At 45.7% G+C, this 24,876-nt stretch carries 19 protein-coding genes, 1 tRNA gene and 1 riboswitch; of the genes, 12 read left to right on the top strand and 8 right to left on the bottom strand.

The window, feature by feature from the left end:
* Nucleotides 1-190 precede the first annotated feature (190 nt).
* Nucleotides 191-1,390, bottom strand: a complete 1,200-nt coding sequence (locus OI18_RS18925) for a 4-hydroxy-3-methylbut-2-enyl diphosphate reductase (protein ID WP_039142642.1) — start codon at nucleotides 1,388-1,390, stop codon at nucleotides 191-193.
* Nucleotides 1,391-1,534: 144 nt separating this feature from the next.
* Between OI18_RS18925 and OI18_RS18920 the strand changes: the two genes are divergently transcribed.
* Complete coding sequence (locus tag OI18_RS18920) at nucleotides 1,535-2,815, top strand: alpha-amylase family glycosyl hydrolase (protein ID WP_240312799.1); 1,281 nt, start codon at nucleotides 1,535-1,537, stop codon at nucleotides 2,813-2,815.
* A 47-nt stretch (nucleotides 2,816-2,862) separates the two neighbouring features.
* On the opposite strand, the gene OI18_RS18915 is transcribed toward OI18_RS18920, so the two are convergent.
* The gene (locus tag OI18_RS18915) at nucleotides 2,863-4,347 is read right to left on the bottom strand and encodes a trypsin-like peptidase domain-containing protein (RefSeq protein WP_039142640.1); all 1,485 of its coding nucleotides are present in this window, start codon (nucleotides 4,345-4,347) and stop codon (nucleotides 2,863-2,865) included.
* Between the two features lie 145 nt (nucleotides 4,348-4,492).
* Complete coding sequence (locus tag OI18_RS18910) at nucleotides 4,493-5,497, bottom strand: acyl-CoA reductase (RefSeq protein WP_240312798.1); 1,005 nt, start codon at nucleotides 5,495-5,497, stop codon at nucleotides 4,493-4,495.
* 59 nt (nucleotides 5,498-5,556) lie between these two features.
* On the opposite strand from OI18_RS18910, the gene OI18_RS18905 reads away from it, so the two are divergent.
* From OI18_RS18905 to OI18_RS18890, 4 genes are all read left to right on the top strand, one after another.
* A complete protein-coding gene (locus OI18_RS18905; RefSeq protein ID WP_039142638.1) occupies nucleotides 5,557-5,904 on the top strand; it encodes a 4Fe-4S dicluster domain-containing protein in 348 nt (115 codons plus the stop codon).
* Nucleotides 5,905-6,078: 174 nt separating this feature from the next.
* Nucleotides 6,079-7,071, top strand: coding sequence for a D-alanine--D-alanine ligase (locus OI18_RS18900; protein ID WP_039142637.1), 993 nt, complete (start codon nucleotides 6,079-6,081; stop codon nucleotides 7,069-7,071).
* A gap of 43 nt (nucleotides 7,072-7,114) precedes the next feature.
* Entirely contained in the window at nucleotides 7,115-7,936 is an 822-nt protein-coding gene (locus OI18_RS18895) for a PASTA domain-containing protein (protein WP_039142635.1), read from the top strand.
* 17 nt (nucleotides 7,937-7,953) lie between these two features.
* Nucleotides 7,954-8,268: a rhodanese-like domain-containing protein gene (locus OI18_RS18890; protein ID WP_039142633.1), complete on the top strand. Its 315-nt coding sequence runs from the start codon at nucleotides 7,954-7,956 to the stop codon at nucleotides 8,266-8,268.
* Nucleotides 8,269-8,500: 232 nt separating this feature from the next.
* On the opposite strand, the gene OI18_RS18885 is transcribed toward OI18_RS18890, so the two are convergent.
* On the bottom strand, nucleotides 8,501-10,852 hold the full coding sequence (locus OI18_RS18885; protein ID WP_039142632.1) for a TonB-dependent receptor: 2,352 nt from the start codon (nucleotides 10,850-10,852) through the stop codon (nucleotides 8,501-8,503).
* Between the two features lie 64 nt (nucleotides 10,853-10,916).
* A riboswitch (TPP riboswitch) is annotated at nucleotides 10,917-11,032 on the bottom strand.
* Nucleotides 11,033-11,167: 135 nt separating this feature from the next.
* Between OI18_RS18885 and OI18_RS18880 the strand changes: the two genes are divergently transcribed.
* From OI18_RS18880 to OI18_RS18870, 3 genes are all read left to right on the top strand, one after another.
* Nucleotides 11,168-11,884: a head GIN domain-containing protein gene (locus OI18_RS18880; RefSeq protein ID WP_039142630.1), complete on the top strand. Its 717-nt coding sequence runs from the start codon at nucleotides 11,168-11,170 to the stop codon at nucleotides 11,882-11,884.
* Nucleotides 11,885-11,907: 23 nt separating this feature from the next.
* Nucleotides 11,908-12,627 (top strand): head GIN domain-containing protein, encoded by a 720-nt coding sequence (locus OI18_RS18875; RefSeq protein WP_160290261.1) that lies wholly within the window; start codon nucleotides 11,908-11,910, stop codon nucleotides 12,625-12,627.
* A 125-nt stretch (nucleotides 12,628-12,752) separates the two neighbouring features.
* A tRNA-Met gene (locus OI18_RS18870) sits at nucleotides 12,753-12,824 on the top strand.
* Nucleotides 12,825-12,868: 44 nt separating this feature from the next.
* Here OI18_RS18870 and OI18_RS23970 read toward each other — a convergent pair.
* Complete coding sequence (locus tag OI18_RS23970; protein ID WP_052273384.1) at nucleotides 12,869-13,330, bottom strand: cupin domain-containing protein; 462 nt, start codon at nucleotides 13,328-13,330, stop codon at nucleotides 12,869-12,871.
* A gap of 318 nt (nucleotides 13,331-13,648) precedes the next feature.
* Here OI18_RS23970 and era point away from each other — a divergent pair, with 318 nt between their 5' ends.
* From era to OI18_RS18845, 4 genes are all read left to right on the top strand, one after another.
* On the top strand, nucleotides 13,649-14,518 hold the full coding sequence (gene era, locus OI18_RS18860; RefSeq protein WP_039142627.1) for a GTPase Era: 870 nt from the start codon (nucleotides 13,649-13,651) through the stop codon (nucleotides 14,516-14,518).
* 38 nt (nucleotides 14,519-14,556) lie between these two features.
* On the top strand, nucleotides 14,557-15,870 hold the full coding sequence (gene der, locus OI18_RS18855; RefSeq protein ID WP_039142626.1) for a ribosome biogenesis GTPase Der: 1,314 nt from the start codon (nucleotides 14,557-14,559) through the stop codon (nucleotides 15,868-15,870).
* Between the two features lie 88 nt (nucleotides 15,871-15,958).
* Nucleotides 15,959-16,162 (top strand): hypothetical protein, encoded by a 204-nt coding sequence (locus OI18_RS18850; RefSeq protein ID WP_152616883.1) that lies wholly within the window; start codon nucleotides 15,959-15,961, stop codon nucleotides 16,160-16,162.
* Between the two features lie 167 nt (nucleotides 16,163-16,329).
* Nucleotides 16,330-18,402, top strand: a complete 2,073-nt coding sequence (locus OI18_RS18845) for a hypothetical protein (RefSeq protein ID WP_039142622.1) — start codon at nucleotides 16,330-16,332, stop codon at nucleotides 18,400-18,402.
* On the opposite strand, the gene OI18_RS18840 is transcribed toward OI18_RS18845, so the two are convergent.
* From OI18_RS18840 to OI18_RS18830, 3 genes are read right to left on the bottom strand one after another with little or no spacing between them, the layout of a single operon-like run.
* Complete coding sequence (locus OI18_RS18840) at nucleotides 18,391-20,586, bottom strand: DUF4954 family protein (protein ID WP_039142620.1); 2,196 nt, start codon at nucleotides 20,584-20,586, stop codon at nucleotides 18,391-18,393. The two genes, OI18_RS18845 and OI18_RS18840, sit on opposite strands and share 12 nt — an antisense overlap.
* A gap of 24 nt (nucleotides 20,587-20,610) precedes the next feature.
* The gene (gene glmS, locus OI18_RS18835) at nucleotides 20,611-22,446 is read right to left on the bottom strand and encodes a glutamine--fructose-6-phosphate transaminase (isomerizing) (RefSeq protein WP_039142617.1); all 1,836 of its coding nucleotides are present in this window, start codon (nucleotides 22,444-22,446) and stop codon (nucleotides 20,611-20,613) included.
* A 57-nt stretch (nucleotides 22,447-22,503) separates the two neighbouring features.
* On the bottom strand, nucleotides 22,504-24,876 hold the full coding sequence (locus OI18_RS18830; protein WP_039142616.1) for a S9 family peptidase: 2,373 nt from the start codon (nucleotides 24,874-24,876) through the stop codon (nucleotides 22,504-22,506).

Below are 24,876 nucleotides of genomic sequence, written 5' to 3'. Positions count from 1 at the left end.
ATGTATAATGTTCAACCGAAACTGCATTTTTAGCCCCACTAGGCATGTGATAAATGTGACTGCAATCTGTAAAGTATGCAATGCTTGATGGTTGAACATTATACATTTTTCACAATTATATATAACACCACTTGAATATAAAAGGGTGAAAACACCCTTTTATAACTGCATCCCGTTTTTATACTTTCGGCTACCCGACCTCAGTACCCAGAAGGCGTGCAAGTTTACCAATAACCTCTTCTACCACGGCATCAGGGCACGATGCACCACTGGTAATCAATATTTTAAGTGGAGATTTGGAAGGGAGATAGTCTGTTGAGACCTGTTCCTGGCGGCTATGAAAATCATAATGCAGGATCTCGGTACCGGACAAAATTTTGCCGGCATCGCTTATAAAGTACGTGGGGAGCCTTTGCTCACACAACTCAACCAGGTGGGTGGTATTGGACGAATTGTAGCCTCCCACAACGATCGCAAGGTCGGCAGGAGTGTCCAACATACCGGTAACCGCAGTCTGATTGTCATTTGTGGCATAGCATAAAGTATCCCGTGTATCGGCAAATCTCTCGGTGATAGTAATCGAATCCAAACCATAATACTCGGACATAACGCCTTTAAGATACTCGGCGATTGCCTGGGTATCAGTAGCAAGTTGCGTTGTCTGGTTGACCACGCCAAATCGCTGCAGGTCACGGGTGACATCAAAGCCGGAAGAATACCGTCCTTTGAATGTTTCATAAAAACTTTCCGGTGGTAATGTGCCCATGATATATTCGCCGAGCACCTTAGCTTCTTTCATATCATTTACGATCACAGCAGGTGCCCCGGAAGAAGCGTGAGAGAAGGTTGCACGCGTTTCTTCGTGTAACGGCTTGCCATGAATCACTATACTGTAACCCTTGGCCGCAATCTGTTCACTGCGATTCCAGACCTTTTCTACAAAGGGGCAGGTGGTGTTGTATTTTTCAGTTTGAATTCCTTTTTCTTTCAGCAAGGCTTCAATATGTAAAGTGGTGCCAAATGCAGGAATCAAAACAATATCTCCTTCCTTAATAGCATCAAAAGGAATCAATTGCTTACCGTATGTATCCTGGAGAAACTTTACGCCATAGGATTCAAGGTCTGCATTGACCTGTGGATTATGTATCATTTCACTGAGGAGAAAAATCCGTTTCCCAGGATTTTCTGCGACAGTCCTGAATGCAATCTCGATTGCATTCTCCACTCCGTAACAAAAACCAAAATGGCGTGCAAGGTAGAATTGCACCTTTCCAAGGTCAAGTAATGTGGGAGAATAGTCCTTTTTCAGTCTGTCTTCCTGTTTCCTTTTCTGCTTTATGGCCGATATCAACGGGCTACGGTATTTTACCGGCACTTCGAATTGCTTCATAATGCAAATGTACTTTTATCTTATTTTCACCCCAACGATAAGCTATGTCCAGGTTACCGCTGCTTGCTGAAGTTATTTCAGGAATTTATTCCTGCAATCCTCCGGGCCCCCGGCCATGCAGCTGATAATATAAAAAAAGATACTATGAGCCAAAACATGTTTCAGCCGTTGGACTGGAGCCATTCCACAAATATTTACGAAGTTAATCTCAGACAATATACCCGGGAGGGCACGTTTGAAGCATTTGCCGGGGAATTACAACGGCTGAAAGAAATGGGAGTAGAAGTGTTATGGTTCATGCCCATTACTCCAATTGCGACTCAAAACCGAAAAGGAACGCTAGGTAGTTATTACGCCTGTTCCGACTTTACCTCCACAAACCCGGAATATGGTACTATTGCAGACTTCCGGAATCTTGTTGATAAAGCCCATAGCCTGGGATTTAAAGTGATCATCGACTGGGTTGCCAATCACACGGGCTGGGGGCACAAATGGACTGAAACCCATCCTGAGTATTTCAGGAAGAACGACAAGGGTGAGTTTTTTGATGCAAATGGCTGGGACGACGTTATTGACCTGGACTTCACCAACCAGCAAATGAGGAACGAGATGATCGAAGCCATGCGGTTTTGGATCCGTGAATGTAATATTGATGGGTTCAGGTGTGACATGGCCATGCTGGTTCCTCTCGATTTCTGGGTTGAGGCCCGCACAGAGCTTGACAAGGAAAAGAAATTGTTCTGGCTGGCTGAATGCGAAGAGCCACATTATCACGATGCCTTCGACGCTACTTATACCTGGGAGTGGATGCATAAAACCGAAGATTTTGCCAGGCAGAGGACTGACATTGGCGGACTCGACAGCCTTCTAAGAAAATACAACGACCAATTCAGGCAGGAAGCCTTCCGGGTGTATTTTACCAGTAACCATGACGAGAACAGCTGGAATGGGACGGAGTTTGAAAAGTATGGTGATGCGTTCATGCCACTGGCTGTTTTTAGTGCCACCTGGAACGGCATTCCTATGTTATATAGCGGGCAGGAATTGCCTAACCGAAAAAGACTTAAATTTTTCGACAAGGATCCAATTGAATGGATTGGAAACAATGAAATGCATGATTTCTATAAAACATTGCTTACACTTCACAAACAGCATCCAGCGCTTCGTGCAGGCGACACTTCGGTGGCAACATACCGGTTAAAGACCAACCAAGATGACAAGATCTTTGCTTTCCTTCGGAGGAATGGCAATGCTGAAGTGGTGGTGCTGCTCAACCTGTCGCCCGAAAATAACGTCGGGTTCATTATCCAGGATGAAATCGTCTGCGGTGAGTTCAAAGACGCGTTTTCAGAAAACAAACATGACTTTACTGCAGACCGGAACTATAAACTCCGGTCATGGGATTACAAGGTGTTTATAAAATAAAAAAGCTACCGGTCAACCGGTAGCTTCCTTTTTATATTATTGAAACCTTACTCACCAATTTTCATCGGGTACCTGAATACTCCTTCATATCCAGGGTACATCCCGTCAAGTGTTACGGAGTTTCCCGCCTTATCCATTTCCGTACGGAACTGGTCTACCGAAGCTATTTCGCGACCGTTTACTTTCAGGATCACGAATCCTTCTTCCATCCTGGTCTTACTGAACGCGCCGTTATTGTCAATCGACTTGACAATAACTCCACCTTTGATGCCCATTTCTTTTGCCAGTTTGGCATCTACGTTTGCCAGGTCAGCGCCCAGTTTATCCAGCACGCTGGTCTTGACAACATCAGTAGTTCCGCTGCTGTTTCTAAGGACTACCTCACTGGTATAATCCCTGCCATCCCTGCGGTATCCGATTTTTACTTTATCACCGGGGCGATATGTTGCAATCTGGCCAACCATGTCAGCGCCGGATTTTACCGGTACACTATTGATCTGGGTAATAAAGTCACCTTTCCTGATACCTGAAGCTGATGCCGCACCATCTTTTGTCACGTCAAGCACGTATACTCCTTCCCCGTCCTTGATACCCTCCTGCTTTTTTACCTCTTCGCTAAGGTTGTCCGGGGCATAGTTAATTCCCAGGTAAGCCCGCTGAACTGTACCAAATTTCATCAGGTCGGCCACAATTTTCTTTACTACGTTCACCGGAATCGTGAAAGAATAGCCGGCATATGACCCGGTTGGTGAGGCGATGGCCGAGTTGATGCCAATTAGCTGTCCGGCTGTATTTATGAGCGGACCTCCACTGTTACCAGGGTTTACAGCTGCGTCAGTCTGGATGAATGACTCAATTGGAGTGCGGCTTTGCCTCCTGTTGATGTCAAGGGTCCGGCTTTTAGCGCTTACAATGCCTGCCGTTACAGTAGCCTCAAGGTTAAGCGGGTAGCCTACAGCCAGCACCCACTGGCCCACTTTGACATCGTCCGAATTACCATAAAGAAGGAATGGCAGCCCTTTCGCCTCAATTTTAATCACAGCCAGGTCACTACTTGGGTCTGAGGCTACGAGTTTTGCCTTGTATGACTTTTTATCACTCAGGTTTACCGTTATCTCATCCGCTCCGTCGACAACGTGGTTGTTTGTCACAATGTATCCATCATGACTTATAATCGCTCCCGAACCGGATGCCATTTGGGGAAGGCTGCGAGGTGCCATGCCTTCGTCCCAGTCAAATCCGAAAAGATCGAACAGGGGGCTTCGTTTGGGAAGGTTATTACTTGCTGTGCGGGTAGCCTTTGTTTTAATGTGCACAGTTGCCGGGATGGCAGAATTGGCGGCTTCCGTAAAATCAGTGGGAGCTCCGTTGACACCATCGAAGAAACCGGCATAATTGGAGGGAATGTGGTTGTTGTCGTCACTCTTGAGAGAATAAACTTCTTTTCCCACGAATTTATTATAGGCCCAGATGCTTCCGAATGATGTAACTGCGCTGACGAGTATTACGGGTACAATTTGTCGCAATTTCATATTGTGATCCTTTATTTTATTTTCTAATGTTTGTCAAACCATATGCCTGACTGATTACAAAATAACGCAGCAGACAACTTTTCAGTTGTCCGGCCGGCCAGTTTAACAATAGTTTTACTAAGGTCTTCGTAGATGGCATATAAAGTTACTGCAATCCCTGCAAAAATTTCATGGTATTAACCCCGTCTGCGTAGTCTTCCCACCCCGGGCGTTGGGCATTTCCAAACGAAATCCAGTCACGGCCTACAATGCACTGGACGGAATTATTGTCATGCAGTTCAGAAACGAGCGCGTTTTTGTCACGGTAATATTCAAAATTCAGCTGGCTGATGGGCGAAAAAAGGGAGGGATGCTCAATTAGCATTATGGAGCCGTTCGTCATGTACTGCTGGTTGTTCAGTAGCTGGATGGCGAGTTGGTAGTCGTAATTGTTCTTGTATTTATTATGGTCGAAAAAGTAATTGTATTTCTTCATTGACCCAAGGAGCGGTATGAAATCATAGCCCTCCGGAACATATAACTTGGTAACATTGCGGCAGCCGAGTCCGAAGTAAAGATGAATATCATCAGCGAGAGCAGACAACTCAGCATCGGATTCATTTCCTTCCAGGACTGCTACAGAAGTACGGTTCCGGCGGATTAAGCTGGGATATTTATTGAAGTAATATTCAAAATACCTGGCCGTGTTGTCGCTCCCTGTTGCAATGTATGCGTTACAATTTTTAAGCAATTCTGCCGATCCTGTCATGTTCTGCATGGTGATTTCCCATTCATACAATTTGCTGAGCAGGTGTTTCAGCAGAACATTATCCTTTGAGGAAAATTTTATCAGGGAGTTGTGGCCGGTTAGAAAAACACAAAGCCAATCATGGAATCCTACCATCGGAATATTTCCTGCCATTACAATTCCTATGGTTTTGGGTGCCTGCGTTGTTTCCGGAATCTGGTATTTACGGGCTATGTCACGCAGGCTGTTTTCGTCCAGGTAAATGTCGGCAACTGCTTTTGCGGAACTGTCTATGAATTCTGAAATAAACCAGGCATTTTCTCTTGTAGCCTTCTCTTTTGCGTCAATCCAGCCTTCCTCGTTATTCCGTATATATTTGCCCAGTTGAACCAATAAATCGATCCTGTGTTGTAAATTCAACATGTCCCTATAAATTTGCGTGCAAAGTTAATTCTTATTCAACCCATTTAAAATAAGTACTGATGGCTATCAAAATAACAGAAGAATGTATTAATTGCGGGGCGTGTGAGCCCGAATGTCCGAATAATGCCATATACGAAGGGGGAGTGGAATGGGCACTGAGCGATGGCACGACAGTTAAGGGAAGTTTTACGCTGATGGATGGTACGGTTATTGACGCTGACCAGCGAAACGAACCGGTAAGTGTTGATACTTATTATATTGTTCCGAACAAATGCACTGAGTGCCAGGGCTTTCACGAAGAACCACAGTGCGCGGCCGTTTGCCCGGTTGACTGCTGTGTTCCCGATGAAATGTACCAGGAAACTGTTGATGAACTGATGGCAAAAAAAGAGAAGCTTCACTTGTAAAAATTTAACCTCCATGATAGCGGATAAAACACGAAAATGTGTAACTTCCCATTGACAAAAACCTTAATAGTAGCTATGCTACTTCGTATAGGCGGGTGATATTTCCCGTCGGGTAACGGGTGAAGGAAATGATCCTTCACCTTTTTTCTTAACATCAACCTGATAAAAACTGATATGCCTGCGAGACCAGTCATCGCCTTTGTTACCGGAGGTTATTCCGGTGAAGCCGAAATTTCATACAAGAGCGCAATTACCATTGAGAAAAACATTGATACATCGAAGTTCGATTTATATAAAATTGATATCAGGACTGACGGATGGTGGTATGTCCCCGAAAGCGGACAACCGGTTGAAGTGGATAAGAATGATTTCAGTCTCACTCTGGCCCAGCGTAAAATAACCTTTGATGCAGTGCTTATAGGAATTCATGGCACACCGGGGGAAGACGGAAAGTTGCAGGGCTATTTTGATATGCAGGGTATTCCTTACACAAGTTGTGACGCTGCATCCTCTGCGCTAACATTCAATAAGCGGTATACCGTTGCTGTTGCAGCATTTGCGGGAATAAATGTGGCCAGATCATTGCACCTTTTCAGAGATCGCAAAATTGATGCAGCTACAATTTCCGGGCAACTGAGTTTGCCGGTATTCGTTAAGCCGAATAATGGAGGAAGCAGCATAGGTATGAGTAAGGTAAACCAGTCGGCTGACATGCAGGCGGCGCTTGACAAGGCTTTCCGGGAAGATGACCAGGTGCTGGTTGAGGAGTTTATTTCAGGAAGGGAATTTACTATCGGCGTATTCAGGCATAATGGGGAAGTCGTTACATTGCCATTCACCGAAGTGATCGCAAAAAATGAATTTTTTGATTTTGAAGCCAAATACCAGGGAAAGAGTGAAGAAATAACCCCGGCTGTGGTTGATGATGCGATTGCGGAAAAAGTACGTGCTGCAGCCCGCAAGGTTTACCAGGTGTTTAACTGCAGGGGCGTGATACGGATCGATTTCATCTACAATGAAGAAAAGGGCGTACCATATATGCTGGAAATCAATACTGTGCCCGGACAAAGTGAAGCCAGTATCGTACCGCAGCAGGTGCGTGCAATGGGCTGGACGTTGCAGGAGTTTTACAGCTCATTGATCGACGACGCCTTGGCACCTAAATAATTTTTGCTTTCTTTGAATCCATTCCTTATAAAAAAATCTTAAAGTGTTCGCATCCATTACAAAAAAACCACTCTGGGTAAATATCCTGCTGGCGTTTGCCCTGGTAGCGATAATCGTTTTCCTGTTTTTCAGTTCCCTGGATTTCTTCACCAAACATGGCGATGTAATTAAGGTGCCTTCTGTCACAGGGAAGTTGTTTGAGGATGCCCGTAAACAATTGGAGGCCGAAGGCTTTGAAGTGGTGATTCAGGATTCCATTTACCGCGATACCATCGAAGCCCGGGCTGTGGTAAAACAGTTTCCGGATGCAGAAGCAGAGGTGAAAGTGAACCGGACTGTTTACCTGACAGTAAATCGTTCAGTACCTCCTGATGTGGTGATGCCCAACCTTGTGGGAATGAGTTTACGGAACGCCGCCATAGTGTTGAAACAATTCGGGCTTAAACTTGGTGACACCAGCTTCCGCCCTGACTTCGCCAAGAATTCAGTGCTAAGCCAGCAACGGAATGGCGACGATGTCAAAGCAGGTACAAAATTACCTATGGGTTCAGCTATTTCTCTCATACTCGGGAGTGGGTTATCAAACATTGACATGTCAGTTCCGGACATGTTCGGCCTCACCTATGCAGAAGCCCGTGATCTTCTTGGAACAAGCGGGATCAGTTTTGGCGCAGTCGTTCCTGATCCGGACGTAAAGGACCCCGGAAGTGCGTACATTTACCGGCAAAGCCCCGATCGGATGACCCCGGATGGAAGAATGAACAGGATCCGTCCAGGTCAAATGATTGATATCTGGTTGAGCGTCCAGAAGCCGCAGCGGGACACCACATCGGTGCAACAGCCGCCAGTTGAAAATAATTATTGAGAACAATTCAAATTAAAATGCAAAATATCACTGTTGAACAATTGAAATCACGCATCGAAGCAGGCGAAAAACTGAATGTAATTGATGTGCGTGAGCCCGATGAGTATGCTGCTTTTAACATAGGTGCGCAGCTTATTCCGTTGGGAAAGATCCAGGCGATGCAGATCGAAGAGATTGAAGACCTGAAGAATGATGAACTTATTATTCACTGTCGTAGCGGGAAAAGAAGTATGACAGCTTGCCTGTTCCTTGAGACTATGGGATTTACCAACACCAAAAACCTCGAAGGGGGAATGCTTGCCTGGCAGGAAAAGTTCGGCGAGAACAAGTAAGTAAAGAAGCTAATGGAAAAAGGCGTGAAGAATACTTCACGCCTTTGTTTTTTGATTAACGGCCACCAGCAAACGCAATGATCAGGTAGAAGATCAGGATGATGATGACATTCAATACAATGGTTTTTTTCATCAGGAGACGGATGTTATGACGGTATCATGTTAATAGAAAATGATGCCAGACATCAATTTCCCTGCTAGGATTTGTACCGGGAATTTTACTACGTAAATTTTACAGTTTGATATTTACGCCTGCAATCCAGTTAATTCCCGCCATCGGGTATACGTAATTCTCCGTTATAAGGGTCTTGTCGTATAAATAGCTGAATGTGTAGCCATTCGGCTCGTACTTCTTATCCAGCAAATTGTTTACCTGGAAAATAAAACCTATTTCCCGGAAGAATTTCTCTTTAACTGTGTAGCGCAAACGAAGATCCTGTACATAAAATGGCGCCAGGCTGCGGTCTCTGTTGGATGTGTTATCGAGGTACTGGCGACCCACATATTTTCCTATCAATGCAATTTCAGCTTCAGGGAAAGGATTGAGCCTTGCCGTTGCTCCGCCGGTAATTGCTGGTGAAAATGAAATATCGGTCTTATCGTATTGCCTTTTGATCTGTCCGCCCGCATCGTAGTCGTCGATGTACTCAACAAAATCCAATACTTTGTTTTCGCTGAGTGTCATGTTTCCGCTTAACTGAAACCAATTGGTTGGCCTGAAAGTTCCTTGTAACTCAATGCCCATCCGGTAACTCCTGTCTATATTGCTTCGCGTATAAGCACCTACGTCGTTGACTTTACCAGTAAGTACCAGCTGGTCGCGATAGCCCATATAGTAAAAATTCGCACCCCAGGAATAGGCCCCTTTACGCCGTTCGATACCGAGCTCTAAATCGTAAAGGGTTTCTTTTGTTGGTTGTTGTTCAGCACCGGCTTCGAAGTCATCACGATTGGGTTCCTTATTGCCGATGGAGAACGAACCAAATGCATTCCAGTTGTTTTGTGTGAAACTTATCCCGGCCTTGGGATTGAAGAAATTCCAGGTATTGTTGGTAGTTAAATGTGGGTTATTCCTGAAGCCTTCAATGTCATACTGTACATTCCTGTACTGCAGATCAACAAAGCTTTGCCAGCGCCTTCCGAATTGTTGCTGCCATTTACCATAAAAGTTCAGATCAGTCTTGAAGGCATCAAGGTCATACCATTTATAATCATCGGGTATGCCGCCTTCCTTAGACCAGATGATTTTACCGTAGTGGTCGCCGTCATAGCGCGTATATCCACCACCGATGGTGATCTGAGTGGCGTTTTGTTTGTATTGCATGGAGTATATACCTCCGTAAAAGTAGTTGTCAAGCCAAAGCTGCCGGATCAGGTCCGTGGTACCCACGGTGGTAGCATCAATTACAGGGTAGGGCAGCCCATAGTCTGCATAATCCTCTTCCGCTTTGTATTGTTCATAATATCCTAACCCCCTTGTCAGAAATCCTGCCGTATTGATCGACAGTTTTTCGGAGAAGGAATGGTTGAAGAACAGCTGGTAGTGGTCCTGGCGATAATTGTCAGTTTCATTTTTGTAGGGGGTGCCTGGCTTTTCTGTGCCCGCACTGTTGCAGGTGCGACAATCTGAAAGATCGGACTGAAGCACCCCGTTCCAGGCCTGGTAGGTTTTCTCTTTGCCGGATATAACGTTTATCCTCAGGTTCGATTTCTGCGTGATGTATGCGGTTGAAAGATAAAATGAACGTAGGTCACTGCTTGCCCTGTCGACATATCCGTCGCTGCTGATACGCGAAAGTCGTGCATCGATTGTAAAATGGTCATTTATCAATCCGCTTCCAGCCTTCACGGTGTTTTTCCAGGTATTGAATGAGCCATAGCTGTTATTCAGTTCGCCGTAGGCCGACTCTTTAAAATCATGTGTACTCAGGTTCAATGTGGCGCCAAACGCGCCTGCTCCGTTGCTGGATGTGCCTACGCCCCGCTGTACCTGGATACTGCTCACGGAGGACGCGAAATCCGGTAGATTTACCAGGAAAAGCCCCTGGCTTTCGGCATCATTGTATGGAATGCCGTTTAGTGTCATATTGATCCTTGTGGCATCCGTGCCCCTGATGCGTATGCCCGTATAGCCTACTCCGTTTCCGGCATCTGAATTCACGACGACAGACGGCGTCTGGTTTAACAGGAAAGTAAGATCCTGTCCCAGGTTTTGTTTTTCAATGTCCCTTGCATTCAGATTGGTCTGTGCAAAAGGAGCGTTTTCACTTGCCCTGATGGCCCTGACTTCAACCGGTTGCAGAAAAAGATTTACTCTCTCCAGTTGGATTGTATTACTGCCCTTGTCAATGGCAATGGTTTTGGTACGGTACCCGATACTGGAAACTGTGGCTTTTGAGGCCCGGGGTGGGATTGTGGCAGCCCCTTCAGAATTTGTGATGACAACAGTTCCATCTGCAAACTCGATGGTTGCTCCGGGTACCGGCTGGTTGTTCCCGGCGTCTTTAATGGAAACCTGGCGATCCTGTGCCAGTAGTGGGAAAAAGGACAATAAAGCGCAAATCCCCAAAAACAATTTTTTCATGATTTTTAATTGGTTTGAAAAAATGATTTGAGAGAAATGCTGCGAAAGCAAAAGGAGGAAATACAGAATTTAGAACCACCTTCCCTGCGCAGGCATTACCCTGTTCAGGTTCTACGGGTATTATCTCAGCATCCGGGTCGGTTTCGGAAAACCAGGCCGGGAGCACCCCGAGGAATCTGATTGATTACAGCCGTAATCGACTGCAAATGTAAATGCATTTTTTTTCAAAATGTTGTAACATTTCGATTTCGGTATCCGTCTCACCTAAAATCACTGGACCAGCATCAACCATAGCATTAACTGAAAACATTAATTATGAAACGAATCTTGTTTTTTCTATTCGCGCTGATCACATCAGCTGCTTTATTTGCCCAGACCACTGTTACTGACAATAACGCCCGCATAAGGCAGGTGGGTGCATTTACAGGTGTGAAAGTTTCATCCGGAATTGAGTTGCTCCTTCAACAGGGAGATAAAGATGCGGTTGCAGTGAGCAGCAGCAAGCCCGAGTACCAGGAGAGAATAAAGACGGAAGTGGATGGAGGTGTTCTCAAAATTTATATTGACAATGAGGGCATTAGCGGAAACTGGCGCAAGAACGTGAAATTCAAGGCTTATGTGTCTGTCCGGACACTTGAAAAACTTGCTGCTTCATCAGGGGCGATTGTAAAAACAGGTAATCTGATCACCGTGAATAACCTGGATCTCGATGCAAGCTCGGGAGCAATTATTGAAGCTGAATTCAAAGCCCAGAGCATCGTTTCTGATAACAGCAGTGGCTCCATTGCTAAAATAAAGGGAACAACCGGAAGCCTTACTGTAGAGGCAAGCAGCGGATCGGTGTTCAAGTCATATGATCTGTCCTGTACCAACGCATCTGCAGACGTAAGCAGTGGAGGCCAGATTGACATCACTGTAACAAAAGAACTCAACGCAGAAGCCAGTAGCGGTGGCGCCATCAACTATAAAGGGGGAGCCGTAATCCGCAACCTGCGTACAAGTAGTGGAGGTAGTGTACGGTCTAACAGCTGAAACAACATCAAAAAATGAAACTTATGAAAAGAATAGCAGTATTACTATTTATGTTGACAGCGGCTCTGGTTACGAAAGCCCAGAAATTCATCATCAATGATGCCAACGCTGTAATCCGGAATGTGCCGTCTTTTACCGGCGTGAAAGTGTCAAGCGCCATCGATCTGTATATTTCCCAGGGTGACCAGACAGGTGTGGCCGTAAGTGCAAGTGATGCGAAAGTGAAAGATCGCATTCGTACAGAAGTGAAAGATGGCATTTTGCATATCTGGTTCGATGGAAAAGGTTGGAATGACTGGCGTGGAAATAAACACATGAAAGCTTATGTATCAGTGAAGGAAGTAACGATGATCAAGGCTGATGGTGCGTGTGATGTGGAACTGATGGGTAGAATAAAGGCGGATAAACTGGCAATAGACCTGGGAGGCGCCAGTGATATTTCAGGTGAGCTGGAATGCAACACTCTTGATATGGACGTTTCAGGTGCAAGCGATACAAAGTTGAAAGGCAATGTCGGAAGCATTTCAGTAAAACTAAGCGGGGCAAGTTCAATTAAAGGATGGGACCTGGTGTCTGATTATGTCGATATCGATGCAAGCGGAGCTTCTTCTGCAAACGTAATAGTAAATAAAGAAATGAAAGTGAATGCGAGCGGTGCCAGTGATATTAATTATCGCGGTACCGGTGTTATCCGCGAAATGAAAACAAGTGGGGCAAGCAGCATCAGCAAAAAAGATGGGTAACAATCGAATGTATTTTATTTTTCTCCTGAAACCCGCTGCTGAAGCGGGTTTCATATTTTAACAGAAAGAATGTTGCATTTTTATTTGGTTCGGAAGGTGCTCACCGTTAATTTTGCACTCCACATCGCGAAGTAGAGCAGCGGTAGCTCGTCGGGCTCATAACCCGAAGGTCGGAGGTTCGATCCCTCCCTTCGCAACAAGAAACAGCAATCAGGTTACCTGGTTGCTGTTTTAGTTTGTATCAGATACATTGCAGTTCATAATTTTCTGTGACATCTATGAAATGCCTGACCTGCTCTTTGGTTGGGGGCACAAATTCGGGGATGTCGTATCCTTCATACGGAATGGAAAGTTCCCTGAAAAAATCCTCTGATTTTCCAGGCACCAGAATCAGGGTCCCTGTTACCTTATCAGAAGTAATCCTGAAATGGTGCGGCACATTAATGGGCAGATAAATTGTATCGCCCGGACCAGCTTCAATGATTTCATCGGCTACGAAAAAAGTGACAGTTCCTTCTTTGATCATAAACACCTCGTCTTCAACGGTATGAGTATGGCGTGGAGGTTCGAAACCGGGTATTGCCTCGAAATCAGCGACCACAATGGGATTCTCACTTTCGCGCGAGGAAACGCGAAAATTAAACATGCAGCCAGGGGAAGCTCGCCGGTTGCCCGCTTCCCGATGATCCACTTTCCTGTTCATATTAATAAGTTTTGTAATTGTCTGTTGACAAATGTGCGCCTGAAATGGGTTCCAGGGCAAGGCGCTAATGAATGAATTGTCGTTTTTTTACTTTCAATTGGGTGGTCCCTGAATAGGAGAACAAATGCCTGAAAAACAAGATTAATTTATAAACTGTTAATTTTAAACTTATTGTCGACTATATCCGGCATTGTTTTCGTGTTGTGGAGGTATTCAGTTACCTTTGTGCCCTTTTTTATTCTCATGCGGCAACATTACGCAGCAGAATCTGATTACCTCCTAGTTCTTCAGCGTTAATTGTTGCCTTAAAAGCTGAAGATGAAAGCAGGATTTGTAAATATTTTCGGGAAACCTAATGCCGGCAAAAGCACTTTGCTGAACGCCTTTATCGGCGAGAAACTGGCTATTGTTTCCCCAAAAGTTCAGACCACACGTCACCGCATCAAGGGCATTCTTACTGAACCAGGCTACCAGATTATTTTTTCGGATACCCCGGGCATTATCGAGCCGAAATATAGACTGCATGAAAAGATGATGCAGGCAGTAAAAAGTGCGCTTGAAGATGCAGACCTTGCTTTGCTGCTGGTTGACCTTCACGACGACTGGACTGAAAGCGATGCTATCTTCTCAGCCCTGAGGCTCAAAGTGCCTGCTTTGCTTGTGTTGAATAAAATGGACGGGATAACGTCGGAAAAGCTGGAGGAAGCCCGGAATTATTTCCTTGGCAAAAGTTACGTAAGGGAAGTGGCGACAGTCTCGGCGCTGACTCATACTGGTGTCAGTGAGCTGCTCCAGAAGATTCTTGAAATGCTGCCGGACGGTGAACCTTTCTTTGATGAGGATAACCTGACGGACATGCCCACCCGTTTTTTTGTGGGCGAACTTATACGCGAACAGGTATACCAATTGTACCAGGATGAAATTCCTTATCATACTGCGGTTCTCGTACAGGAGTTCAAGGAAAAGACCACACTGGTTAAGATCATGGCCGATGTGATTGTGCAGCGTGATACACAAAAAGGAATTGTGCTGGGGGAAAAAGGCCGGATGATCAGGGAACTGGGCACGCGTTCAAGGCAGGAGATCGAAAAATTCCTCGGCCGGAAAGTATTCCTGGAGTTGTTTGTGAAAGTGAGACCCAAGTGGCGGGATAATGACCTGCATCTCCGGGAATATGGATATAAATAACTGTTAACAACAAACGAAAACGTTCTAAAGATTTTTTTATGGCCGGATATACTGTTGCCATTGTTGGAAGGCCCAATGTTGGTAAAAGCACTTTTTTCAATCGCCTGTTGGAACAACGCAAGGCTATTGTTGATGACGTAAGCGGGGTAACCCGTGATCGTCAATATGGAATTGCCGAATGGAATGGAAAAACATTCAATGTAATAGACACAGGTGGATTTGTTCCGCGCAGCGATGATGTTTTTGAACAGGAAATCAAGAAGCAGGTGCTCATCGCACTCGATGAAGCCGACGCATTAGTGTTCATGACAGATACTGCAACCGGCATCACCGATTTGGATGAATCCATGGCCGATGTATTACGAAGAACGACAAAGCCCGTGTACCTGACGGTAAATAAGGTCGATAATCACGCACGCCTTCTTGAAGCAGCCGAATTTTATAGCCTTGGTTTCGATAATGTGTTCTTTGTATCAGCGATTTCCGGTAGTGGTACCGGAGAATTGCTTGATGCGGTAACAGAGAATATAACTGAAGACCGCGTTGCCGGCGAAGGTGATACAACTGTTCCTAAGTTTGCGATCATCGGACAGCCGAACGTGGGTAAGTCTTCGTTACTTAATGCGCTGGTAGGGCAGGAGCGTACGATCGTAAGTGATGTGGCTGGAACAACTCGCGATACCATTCACACTTATTATAACCTGTTTCAGAAAGAATTCATCCTGATTGATACGGCAGGAATCCGGCGCAAGCAGAAAGTGCATGAAGACCTGGAATTTTATTCCGTGATTCGTGCGATCAAAGCTATGGATGAAGCGGATGTATGTATGCTTGTTCTGGATGCAGAAAAGGGCATCACGGCGCAGGATCTGAGTATATTTAGTCTTGCAGCCAGAAAAGGGAAAGGGGTTGTTATTCTCGTTAACAAGTGGGATCTTGTTGAGAAAGCAACAAACACCGCCCGTGATTATGAAAAAACATTGAAGGAGCGCCTCGCACCTTTTACTGATGTGCCTGTCCTGTTCATTTCCGCGAAAGAAAAAACCAGGATTTTCAAAGCGATTGAAATCGGATTGGATGTAGTTGAAAACAGGCAACGTAAAATACCGACATCACAACTTAATGACACTATGCTGAAGGCAATTGCGTCTTACCATCCTCCCGTTGTAAGAGGAAATCCGGTAAGCATCAAGTATGTGACACAGTTGCCAACAGCAGTTCCTTCGTTTGCTTTTTTCTGTAATTATCCGGACGATATTAAGACACCATACCGCAACTACCTGGAGAACAAGCTGCGTGAATCATTTGACTTTAAAGGAGTTCCGGTTAGGATCTTTTTCAGAAAAAAATAAACAATTCAAAACCGCGCGAAAGTTGCGAATGTGAAGAATTTGTATAATTTTGCGCCTGTTTAAAAGAAAACACACTAAAAAACTCAAAATGAAAAAGGTATTTGCCGTACTCGCCATCGCTGCTGCTTTTGCTGCTTGTAACAATGCTGCTGAAACAACTGAAGCTACAACTGTAGCTGCTGATACTGCTGCTGCTAGCGCAATCGTTGACTCTGCAAACGTTGCAATCGATTCAACTGTTAAAGCTGCTACTGACTCTATCGGTGCAAAAGTTGATAGCGTAAAGAAATAATCTGACCTTATTTCAATATTGCTTCTGCAAAAAGAAAAGCCCCTTCCCAGGAAGGGGCTTTTCTTTTTGCACATATTTTGCATCACCACCCGTAAAAACACCTGATGTGCCTTGGACTCTTGCGGCTGGCTGTCACAGTTAGTACTTTGGTTCTCTAAATGAAGCGTATGGCGAAGTGTGTTTGGGTCCTGGGGCTGCTGTTTGCAGTGCTCGCAGCGAACGGGCAGAAAAGGTGGACTGGTATTGCAGGAAACGGATCATGGATAGATCCATTGAACTGGCAGGATGGCATTTTACCTGGCCCTGATGATGACGTTGCGCTCGATAATTTATATGTGCCGTTTAGCTATATCGTACGGTTGCCTGATTTTGCTGTGAAAGTACGGACACTGAGCTTGAACGCGATAGGCGTGAACACAATAACGCTTGAGCTGCCCATCAGCAATACAATATCAAGCCCTTCGTCAAGCTTGGTTGAACGTGGATTCACAACTATCGGTCCCGGATATTCGTTGTCAATAGGGAAAGGTGGCGTATTTGTAAACGCTTCCGGCAGCGGAAGTGGTTATTCTCTCCGGATCAATGACTCGATCCGGATTCTGAATGGCGGCAAATATGTACACCGCACGCGAACTGGTCACGCAGAAATTGTGCAACAACTCTCCAGGGCGGGTGGAACCGGAAGCGGTGTTTTCCGGTTCGAGAATACGGATGGCTCCTCAATAATTTCAATAAGCGGTCGCGTATTCGGAACGCTGGAGCTTTCAGCTGCAGGTAGTGCCTCCGGAGTTACTTCGTACATGGCTGCTGGCATTAACAAGGTGTCCATCAGGGGTGACTTTATAGTTGAGCCCGGAGTAAATTTTTCCCTGAATTTTTCCGATACCATAACTATTTCCGGTCACGTGAAGTTGACAAATGCGATAGTAAACCTCGCAAATGGAAACAGGTCTTCCTGCCTTTGGCTGGAAGGCAACCTGTACCAGCAGGGCGGGACTATCTTTGAGAGCAGTCAGCTTCAGATGACAGGCTCCCTTGTTGCGGGAGGAAGTGATGCACAGGTCATCAATTGTACTGGCAGGCTAGAAGACAGTGTTGTTTTAGTCATTAATAATGATTCGGGAGTGGAGTTTGGGAGCACAATTGATTTGCCGTATCAACTCCACCTGAAAAAAGGAAGAGTCGTTGCCCCTGCTGGGAGGCATGTTATAATAGGTAGAAACGCTGTTATTCGGGTTGATAGCTCCGACGATGCTTCTTATATTGATGGGAAGGTTACAAAACTCGGATTGCAATCATCGGATTTTCTGTTTCCGGTGGGTAAATCAGGTCGGCTAAGGTGGATGTCCCTGCATGGCATTACTGGAGATATCTCGGTTGAGTATTTCCGTGAAAGCGCATATACAGTAGGGGGTGTCATAGGCCAGGGACTTGATCATATATCTGCGACCGAATTCTGGAAAGTCGAAGGAGTGGGGGCAAGTAGTTTTTTGTCTGAGCTTTCTTTCGGTAATAGTGCCAGCGGCGGAGTTTCAGATCTTGCTACGCTGAGGGTTGCTGCTTTCAATGGGGCTCAATGGATGGATGCAGGGAACGATTTAACTTACGGTAATGTGAACAGAGGGTCAGTTCGAAGCACAGCTTTAGGCGGGATGTCCTTGAACCCCCTCTTCCTGACTATCGCAAGCTCAAGTGCACTGGCGAACCTGCTGCCTGTATTACTAGACAGGCAATGGATGACGGAAAGTGGTGGTCAATGGTTTCATAATTGGAAGAAGAGCGACGTCTTGAATATTAAGACCTTTTCCCTGGAATATGCAAAGGATGGAATATCGTATGAATCAATTGCAATATTGCCAGTTACACGAGACCAAACTCATTATAAACAAGCTCTTCCTGGTGCATACAAATCTGGTTTCTGCCGGATCAGGATCTGCTATGTCAATGGATATTGTGAAATAGCGCCTGAATTAAAATTTGGCAGGAATGAATCAGGCGACGATCTGGAGTTGAGGCATGTTCCAGGAGACAGATGGTTGACAATCCGCGCAGACAGAAACCAGGATATGATTTATAGGATTTCAGATTGTATGGGGGCAACAATTGAGCAACAAAGGATCAGGGTGAGCGCCGGACTTCACCGCTATCCATTGAGGTTATTACATGTCAGGCAGGGTATTTATTTTCTCTCCTTGTTTGATTTTAAGGGGCAACGGAAAATTTTGCCATTAGTCTTCTAGAAGAGCGGTAACCTGTTTTTGGTATTTACGGAATGCTTTCTGGTTTTCCTGGATAAAAGTATTCGAACGCAAATCGCCTACTACTTTAATTAGTTCATCATCACTTCCATAAACCATTGCCCTGAATGGATTCTGGTAGTCTTTGGCTCGTGATTCATGAATACGGTCTGCCAGTTCTTTTCTAAACGTCACGCTTTTTTCCAGTAATTGCCTGACAGCTTTTATATCTGAGGAGAGATTAACTCCGGATGTTGACTTATAGATCGAAAGCGCATGGGCCAGTTTTTGATCGGCATATAAACTACTCTGGCTTCGATATATGTTATGCAATTCTTTCCAGGACCTGAGTTGCCCTTTTTTTATTTGCTGCAGGATAGCCCTGACAGTATCTTTCTCCATTAACTGTCCGCCGATATTGTCCCATTCCCTTGGTTTGGCAGCCTCAGGAAGCTTCCTGGCAATTCTTGAAAGGTTAAGGTCCGGGAATCGCTCACAAAATGCAAGAATTTCGCGGGCTGCATAATACTCAAGCAGATCAACATACCACCTGTAGGCCATTGCCGCTTTTAAGACAACCACCGGGCGTTGACTGTTTTCAGCATTTTCAAGCCGGATCTCGAGGCCTTCAATAACCGGGTCCTGCTGGCGAAGCAAAACCTTCCCTTTTTTCCGTGCAACTGCTTCCGACACAGGCTTTCCTTCCTTGCGGTAAAATGCTTCACCGGTAATTTTTTCCAGTATAGCTATTCCCTTGAGGATTTCGTTTGCAGTATCCGGTGCGAGATATTCGTATTCAATCTGCTGTGCTTTATCTATCCGATTATCCCGGTCAACATATTTCCATGAATTACGGGCAAGCGCATACATATTATATTGGAACCAGTATGCAGGCATTACATGAAGCTCATCTTTTGAAACGTCATTGCTGACGAGTGAAAAGGGAAGTTCTATATTAAGTTCTGCGGGATAGTCACCTTTCGCAAGTATTGTGAATGAGGCAAACCTGGAGTTATGTTTCAAACTGACACATAATCCTGGCCAGAAGCCACGTCCGGCAATAAGTTCTCCATCAGCACTCCTGGAATTGTGATTTGATCCGATTGTTGCGCCCGCTGCCATATTGCTTTGCCCCATTACGAGGGCAGCGCAGAGAAATGAGTTGTTGTGATGTTGTTCATGTGCCGGATAGATAAGGGAATTCAATACTTCGCAGCACGAAATTGTCGCATTATTTCCCAGGTAGGAGTTAATGAGTCGTGCGCCATATTTCAATTGTGAATGTGAGGCCATGACGAACCTGACAGCCTTGACGCCATAGAAAATACGACAGCCAACTCCTATAATGCCATTAACAAGCTCACAACCTTCGCCCACCTGGGTGTGTGCATCCGATGAGGAGTTGATTGTGACATTCTTGATCTTATTTGCGCCTTTAATATAAGCATCCTCTCCGATTTGGACATCTTTTAAAATCCGGCTGTTCTTGATAACAGTGCGGTCTCCAATCATTCCATAATAACCTCGCAATTCATCATACCGGCGATCCGTAAATTCAACAAACTTCTTCTGGAGCGCAATATCGTCCCGGTAACGACTCCACAAATACGCATCACCTGGTAACATTCCGTCAAACGGCAAAATCCGCCTGCCGCCGTTCTCATTACAAACCTCCAGCCATATGCGCACTTTCTCGTCTTCCCCTTCTTTGATAATCCCGTTTCCGAATTTGGAATGGTTGGTCGTGGCCAGCTCATTGATATTAACCAGCATCACTTCATTGCCGATGATGTAATGAGACAGGTAGTTCACGTTATCTACCACCACATTGTTGCCAAAATCGGAACTTATTATTGTACTGTTGTATAATCCGACCGGCATTCGGAGGTTGTTGAATTCAAGGCAGTATGGTTCCAGTTTGCCAATCCTTACAAGTCCGAAGAACTTGCAATTTTTTACCAGTTCCGGATTGAATGCGTCGGACACGAGGAGTTTATTCCAGTCGTCACTCTGGTTTCTGTTGCGTACCAGAACTTCAATTTCATAGGCACTGAGATGCCGGTAAGTAATCCCACTTTTATTCTGCTGATCACGCAGGTAATATTCATTTTTGCCTGCAGGAAGGTTAGGCTCCGGGATAAAACCATATCCCAGGGCCTCTATAGGACTTTTCCTAATGAGATTCATAATCCGAAATTGGGTTGATGATCCTTATTCTACAGTTACGCTTTTCGCCAGGTTCCGCGGCTTGTCAACGTCATAACCTTTAGACACACCTATATAATAGGCAAGCAACTGCATAGGAATAACGTTGATCATGGGAGCAATGAGTTCGTCCGCGTAAGGAACCGTTATAGTGTCGTCCGCAAGCGCAGAGGCTGCATCATCACCTTCGCTCACTACGGCAATTACTTTTCCCTTTCTTGCCTTGATTTCCTGCATATTGCTCAGTACTTTCTCATGGAAACTATCTTTTGTCGCAACAAAAAATACAGGAAGTTTTTCATCCACCAGGGCGATCGGCCCATGCTTCATTTCAGCAGCAGGATATCCTTCTGCGTGTATGTAGGAGATCTCTTTTAGTTTAAGTGCACCTTCCAGGGCAACGGGGAAATTATACCCACGCCCAAGGTAAAGCGAATCCGAGGCATTCTTATATTTAGAAGCAATCTCCCGGATTTTATCTTTTTGCATCAGGGCTGTTGCCACTTTTTCCGGAACATCGTTAAGTTCATTCAGCAGGTGCATATAACGTTTCTCGGTCAGTGTACCCTTTATATAGCCGATCTTCAGCGCAATCATTGTAAGCACTGCAAGTTGAGCAGTAAATGCCTTGGTGCTGGCCACTCCAATCTCAGGGCCAGCATGCGTATATGCACCGCCGTGTGAAGCCCTTGCGATTGACGATCCAACTACGTTGACCACGCCAAGTATGATGGCGCCCTTTTCCTTGGCAGTTTCTATTGCAACCAGGGTGTCGGCCGTTTCCCCGCTTTGTGAAATAGCAATGATAACATCACCCTTGTTTATGATCGGGTTACGGTAGCGAAATTCCGACGCATATTCAACTTCAACCGGAATCCTTGTTACCTCCTCAAAGATGTACTCTGCCACCAGTCCGGCGTGCCAGCTGGTTCCGCAGGCAATCATGATGATGCGGTTGGCGGTTGTCAGCTGATCAGCGTATTTCTGTATACCGCTCATCGTGATAGTGCCACCTGTTGCATCAAGACGTCCACGCAGACAGTCAAAAATGGTATTGGGTTGTTCAAAGATTTCTTTCAGCATGAAATGATCATATCCGCCCTTTTCAATGGCGGCCATTTCCATGTCAAGCTTGGTAATAAAGGGACTTACTTTTTCATTACCGAGGTTCTTTAATATAAGTTCATCAGCTTTAATGATGGCCAGTTCATAGTCATTAACATAAACCACCTCCTTTGTATACTCGATAATTGGTGAAGCATCGCTGGCAAGAAAATGCTCACCCTTGCCTATTCCAATTACAAGAGGCGAGCCCTTGCGTGCTGCAATCAAAGTATCCGGATTGTCGGCGTCAAGCAGTACTATCACGTATGCGCCCACCACCCGTTTCAGTGCAATACGCACAGCTTCTTCCAATGCGCCACCATTGTTTGTATGAATGTCATCGATGAAGTTGAGTAAAACTTCTGTGTCTGTATCGCTGGTGAAATTGTACCCTTTTTTGATCAGTTCGCTTTTAATCTGGGCATAATTTTCAATAATACCATTGTGAATCATACTCAGCTTTCCATTCCGGGAAGTATGAGGGTGAGCATTGCGGTCGCAAGGTTCACCATGGGTGGCCCAACGCGTATGGCCGATTCCAATATTGGCATGAAGGTCTTTTCCTACGAGGGTGTCTTCCAGGTCCGCGACTTTCCCTTGTTTTTTATACACTTTAAGGCCGCTGTTCAGCAGGGCTACGCCCGCACTGTCATAACCACGGTATTCGAGTCGTTTCAGTCCCTTTAAGATGACAGGGTAGGCCTCCCTGTGGCCTATGTACGCTACAATTCCACACATAAGGTCAATGGTGCTTTTTGTTAGTTGTTAAGGTACTTTCAGTAACAATATTATGGATTATTGTTTTAATGTTTGCTCGAATAGTTTCAGGATACGCTTGTATTCGTCGGTCCAGCTGCTGGGTTCCACGAAGCCATGGTCTTCCACGGGATAAGACGCAATTTCCCAGTTTTCCTTTCCCAGTTCGATCAGTCGCTGTCCCAACCTTACCACGTCCTCATAGTGAACATTTACATCCACCATACCGTGGCAAATCAGCAGGTTGCCTTTAAAACCCTCTGCATGGTAAATGGGGGAACTCCGCCTGTAAGCAATACTGTCTGTTACGGGCTCATTCAGGATATTCGAGGTATAACCATGATTGTAATGTGCCCAGTCGGTAACTGGCCGCAAAGCCGCCCCCGAGGCAAAAACGCCAGGTGTTGTAAACATTGCCATAAGGGTTATGAAGCCACCATACGACCCACCATAAATTCCGATGTTTCGGGCATTCACCCCCTGGTTATTAACCAGCCAGCCTGCGCCGTCAATGTGATCAGTAAGGTCTTTCCCACCCATAAAACGATAGATTCCGGTCCGCCAGTCCCGGCCATATCCTGAACTTGCACGATAATCGATATCCAGAACCGTATAACCTTTGTCCGCCAGCAGGTTATGGAACATATATTCACGGAAATAGCTGCTCCACCATTTATGTACATTTTGCAGATACCCTGCGCCATGAACAAAGATCACCGCAGGGCGGGAGGGGTGTGGATTTGAAGGCTTATATAAACGTGCATACACAGTTGCACCGTCGCGGGCTTTGAATGTGACAAGCTCAGGATCGCGCCATGGGTAGCCGGCGAATGCTTCACTCACTGCTTTATTTGTTACCTGTACCGCTTTGCTTCCAGGCTTGTTGTCCTGCAGGTACAATTCCCATGGCTTATTGCTGTAAGAGTACAGGATGGCAACCTTTTTCTCATCAGGTGAAATCGTGACCTGGTTGGCTCCCGTCATTGAAGTGATCCTTTCCATAGTTCCGCCGTTTACTGGGAGGCGGTAAAAATGCTGTTCGCCCGGGTGCACTTCGTTACTCGTGAGATAGAAAAACTGCCGGTTCGCTGACAGCCGGGCATTCTGGATCTCAAATTTTCCGGATGTCAGTGGCCTGATCTCCGCCGTACTAACGGAAACCCGGTAAAGGTGACTAAAGCCGGTTTTTTCAGATTGAAACCAGAAATGTTCCGCGTCCAGCCAGCCGTAATTCCCCCCGCCATAAGAACCTCCGATCCCGGGTCCGCCGATCCAGGCAGAATCATGCTGGTGGTCGAGAACTGAATATTTACCGGTTAAGCCATTCACCAATACCAGCCAGCGGTCTTTGTTATCTGTAGAGCGAATGTCCGCAACAGCGCGGTAACCTGAGGGCGACCAGGTCAATGCGGTGAAATTTGAGGTTCGGGGTGCATTCTTCTTTTGCTGGTCAGCCTGCTGGCCCGGATAGTCTTTGAAGTATTCAGGTGCATTACGGATTCCCGGCAGGGAGTCAGTTGTGACCTGGAAAATAGTATCAAGCCTGGTATCAAAGATGAAGAGTTCCTGGCTTGTACTGGGAGCGCCGACCTTTGTCCGGGCGGGGATGTCTTCCGTGAAGCCACTTTCAGTTACATAATTCGGCACGATAGTGGAACGGGCGCTAACTGCCGGTTTTGTCAGCCGGTAACTTATAAACCGTCCATCCGCGCTTATTGACACCATACCAACATTCTTTTCTTCCAGGTAAATTGCCCGAAGAGGTTTGCCTGAAAATTGCTTTTGCAGTGAATCACCAACTTCCCTTTTGTTTTTTCGTAAGCGAAGGACTTCGAAATATTTAAGCTGATCATCTTTCAGCCATTTTTCCTGTATGCCGTCTTTTTTTGCATCCTTTGCAGGCGCAGCGCCTTTCTGGAAATTCGTCAACTGGACAGTTTCCCCTGTTTTCAAATCCCAGGAAAACAGGTTTTGGGAGCGGAGGAAAACCAGTTTCATATCATTGAAGGCAAAATGGCTCATGGTTTCCGGTTCCAAAGTCTGGGTCACTTTCAATTGGCGGAATGGTTTCAGTGTCACGTAAAAGACATCTCCGTTTTTCACATAGGTGTAAGCGTTACCCGCCTTATTGTATTCGCAATCGGCGTGATCAACAAGCGCCTGCCTGTCCGCCCAGCTTGCCTTTACAGGGCTTGCACCGGGCATAGCGAAATATAGAGAATCGCTGAGTGCCTTTTCTGGGTTCCAGCTGAAATACAACCTGCCTTCATTAGACCAGAAAGGATTCGAAGGAGATGTTCCGATCCATTTGGGGTCGCGCATGATCATGTCGACAGTTAATTCTGGTGCCGGCTGCTGAGTTTGTCCGGCTAAAGAAAACATCAACAGCAGGGGTAATACCATTCTTTTCAT

The organism is Flavihumibacter solisilvae, from assembly GCF_000814475.1.
In the GTDB taxonomy this organism is placed as follows: domain Bacteria; phylum Bacteroidota; class Bacteroidia; order Chitinophagales; family Chitinophagaceae; genus Flavihumibacter; species Flavihumibacter solisilvae.
The sequence above is the reverse complement of the archived record's forward strand: the minus strand, read 5'-3'. Positions and strand labels throughout refer to the sequence as shown.

Excerpts from the sequence above, each read along its gene's own strand:
- OI18_RS18925 (WP_039142642.1), bottom strand. The coding sequence starts at position 1,390 with ATGAAGCAATTCGAAGTGCCGGTAAAATACCGTAGCCCGTTGATATCG.
- OI18_RS18920 (WP_240312799.1), top strand. The coding sequence starts at position 1,535 with ATGAGCCAAAACATGTTTCAGCCGTTGGACTGGAGCCATTCCACAAAT.
- OI18_RS18915 (WP_039142640.1), bottom strand. The coding sequence starts at position 4,347 with ATGAAATTGCGACAAATTGTACCCGTAATACTCGTCAGCGCAGTTACA.
- OI18_RS18910 (WP_240312798.1), bottom strand. The coding sequence starts at position 5,497 with ATGTTGAATTTACAACACAGGATCGATTTATTGGTTCAACTGGGCAAA.
- OI18_RS18905 (WP_039142638.1), top strand. The coding sequence starts at position 5,557 with ATGGCTATCAAAATAACAGAAGAATGTATTAATTGCGGGGCGTGTGAG.
- OI18_RS18900 (WP_039142637.1), top strand. The coding sequence starts at position 6,079 with ATGCCTGCGAGACCAGTCATCGCCTTTGTTACCGGAGGTTATTCCGGT.
- OI18_RS18890 (WP_039142633.1), top strand. The coding sequence starts at position 7,954 with ATGCAAAATATCACTGTTGAACAATTGAAATCACGCATCGAAGCAGGC.
- OI18_RS18885 (WP_039142632.1), bottom strand. The coding sequence starts at position 10,852 with ATGAAAAAATTGTTTTTGGGGATTTGCGCTTTATTGTCCTTTTTCCCA.
- OI18_RS18880 (WP_039142630.1), top strand. The coding sequence starts at position 11,168 with ATGAAACGAATCTTGTTTTTTCTATTCGCGCTGATCACATCAGCTGCT.
- OI18_RS18875 (WP_160290261.1), top strand. The coding sequence starts at position 11,908 with ATGAAAAGAATAGCAGTATTACTATTTATGTTGACAGCGGCTCTGGTT.
- OI18_RS23970 (WP_052273384.1), bottom strand. The coding sequence starts at position 13,330 with ATGAACAGGAAAGTGGATCATCGGGAAGCGGGCAACCGGCGAGCTTCC.
- era (WP_039142627.1), top strand. The coding sequence starts at position 13,649 with ATGAAAGCAGGATTTGTAAATATTTTCGGGAAACCTAATGCCGGCAAA.
- der (WP_039142626.1), top strand. The coding sequence starts at position 14,557 with ATGGCCGGATATACTGTTGCCATTGTTGGAAGGCCCAATGTTGGTAAA.
- OI18_RS18850 (WP_152616883.1), top strand. The coding sequence starts at position 15,959 with ATGAAAAAGGTATTTGCCGTACTCGCCATCGCTGCTGCTTTTGCTGCT.
- OI18_RS18845 (WP_039142622.1), top strand. The coding sequence starts at position 16,330 with ATGGCGAAGTGTGTTTGGGTCCTGGGGCTGCTGTTTGCAGTGCTCGCA.
- OI18_RS18840 (WP_039142620.1), bottom strand. The coding sequence starts at position 20,586 with ATGAATCTCATTAGGAAAAGTCCTATAGAGGCCCTGGGATATGGTTTT.
- glmS (WP_039142617.1), bottom strand. The coding sequence starts at position 22,446 with ATGTGTGGAATTGTAGCGTACATAGGCCACAGGGAGGCCTACCCTGTC.
- OI18_RS18830 (WP_039142616.1), bottom strand. The coding sequence starts at position 24,876 with ATGAAAAGAATGGTATTACCCCTGCTGTTGATGTTTTCTTTAGCCGGA.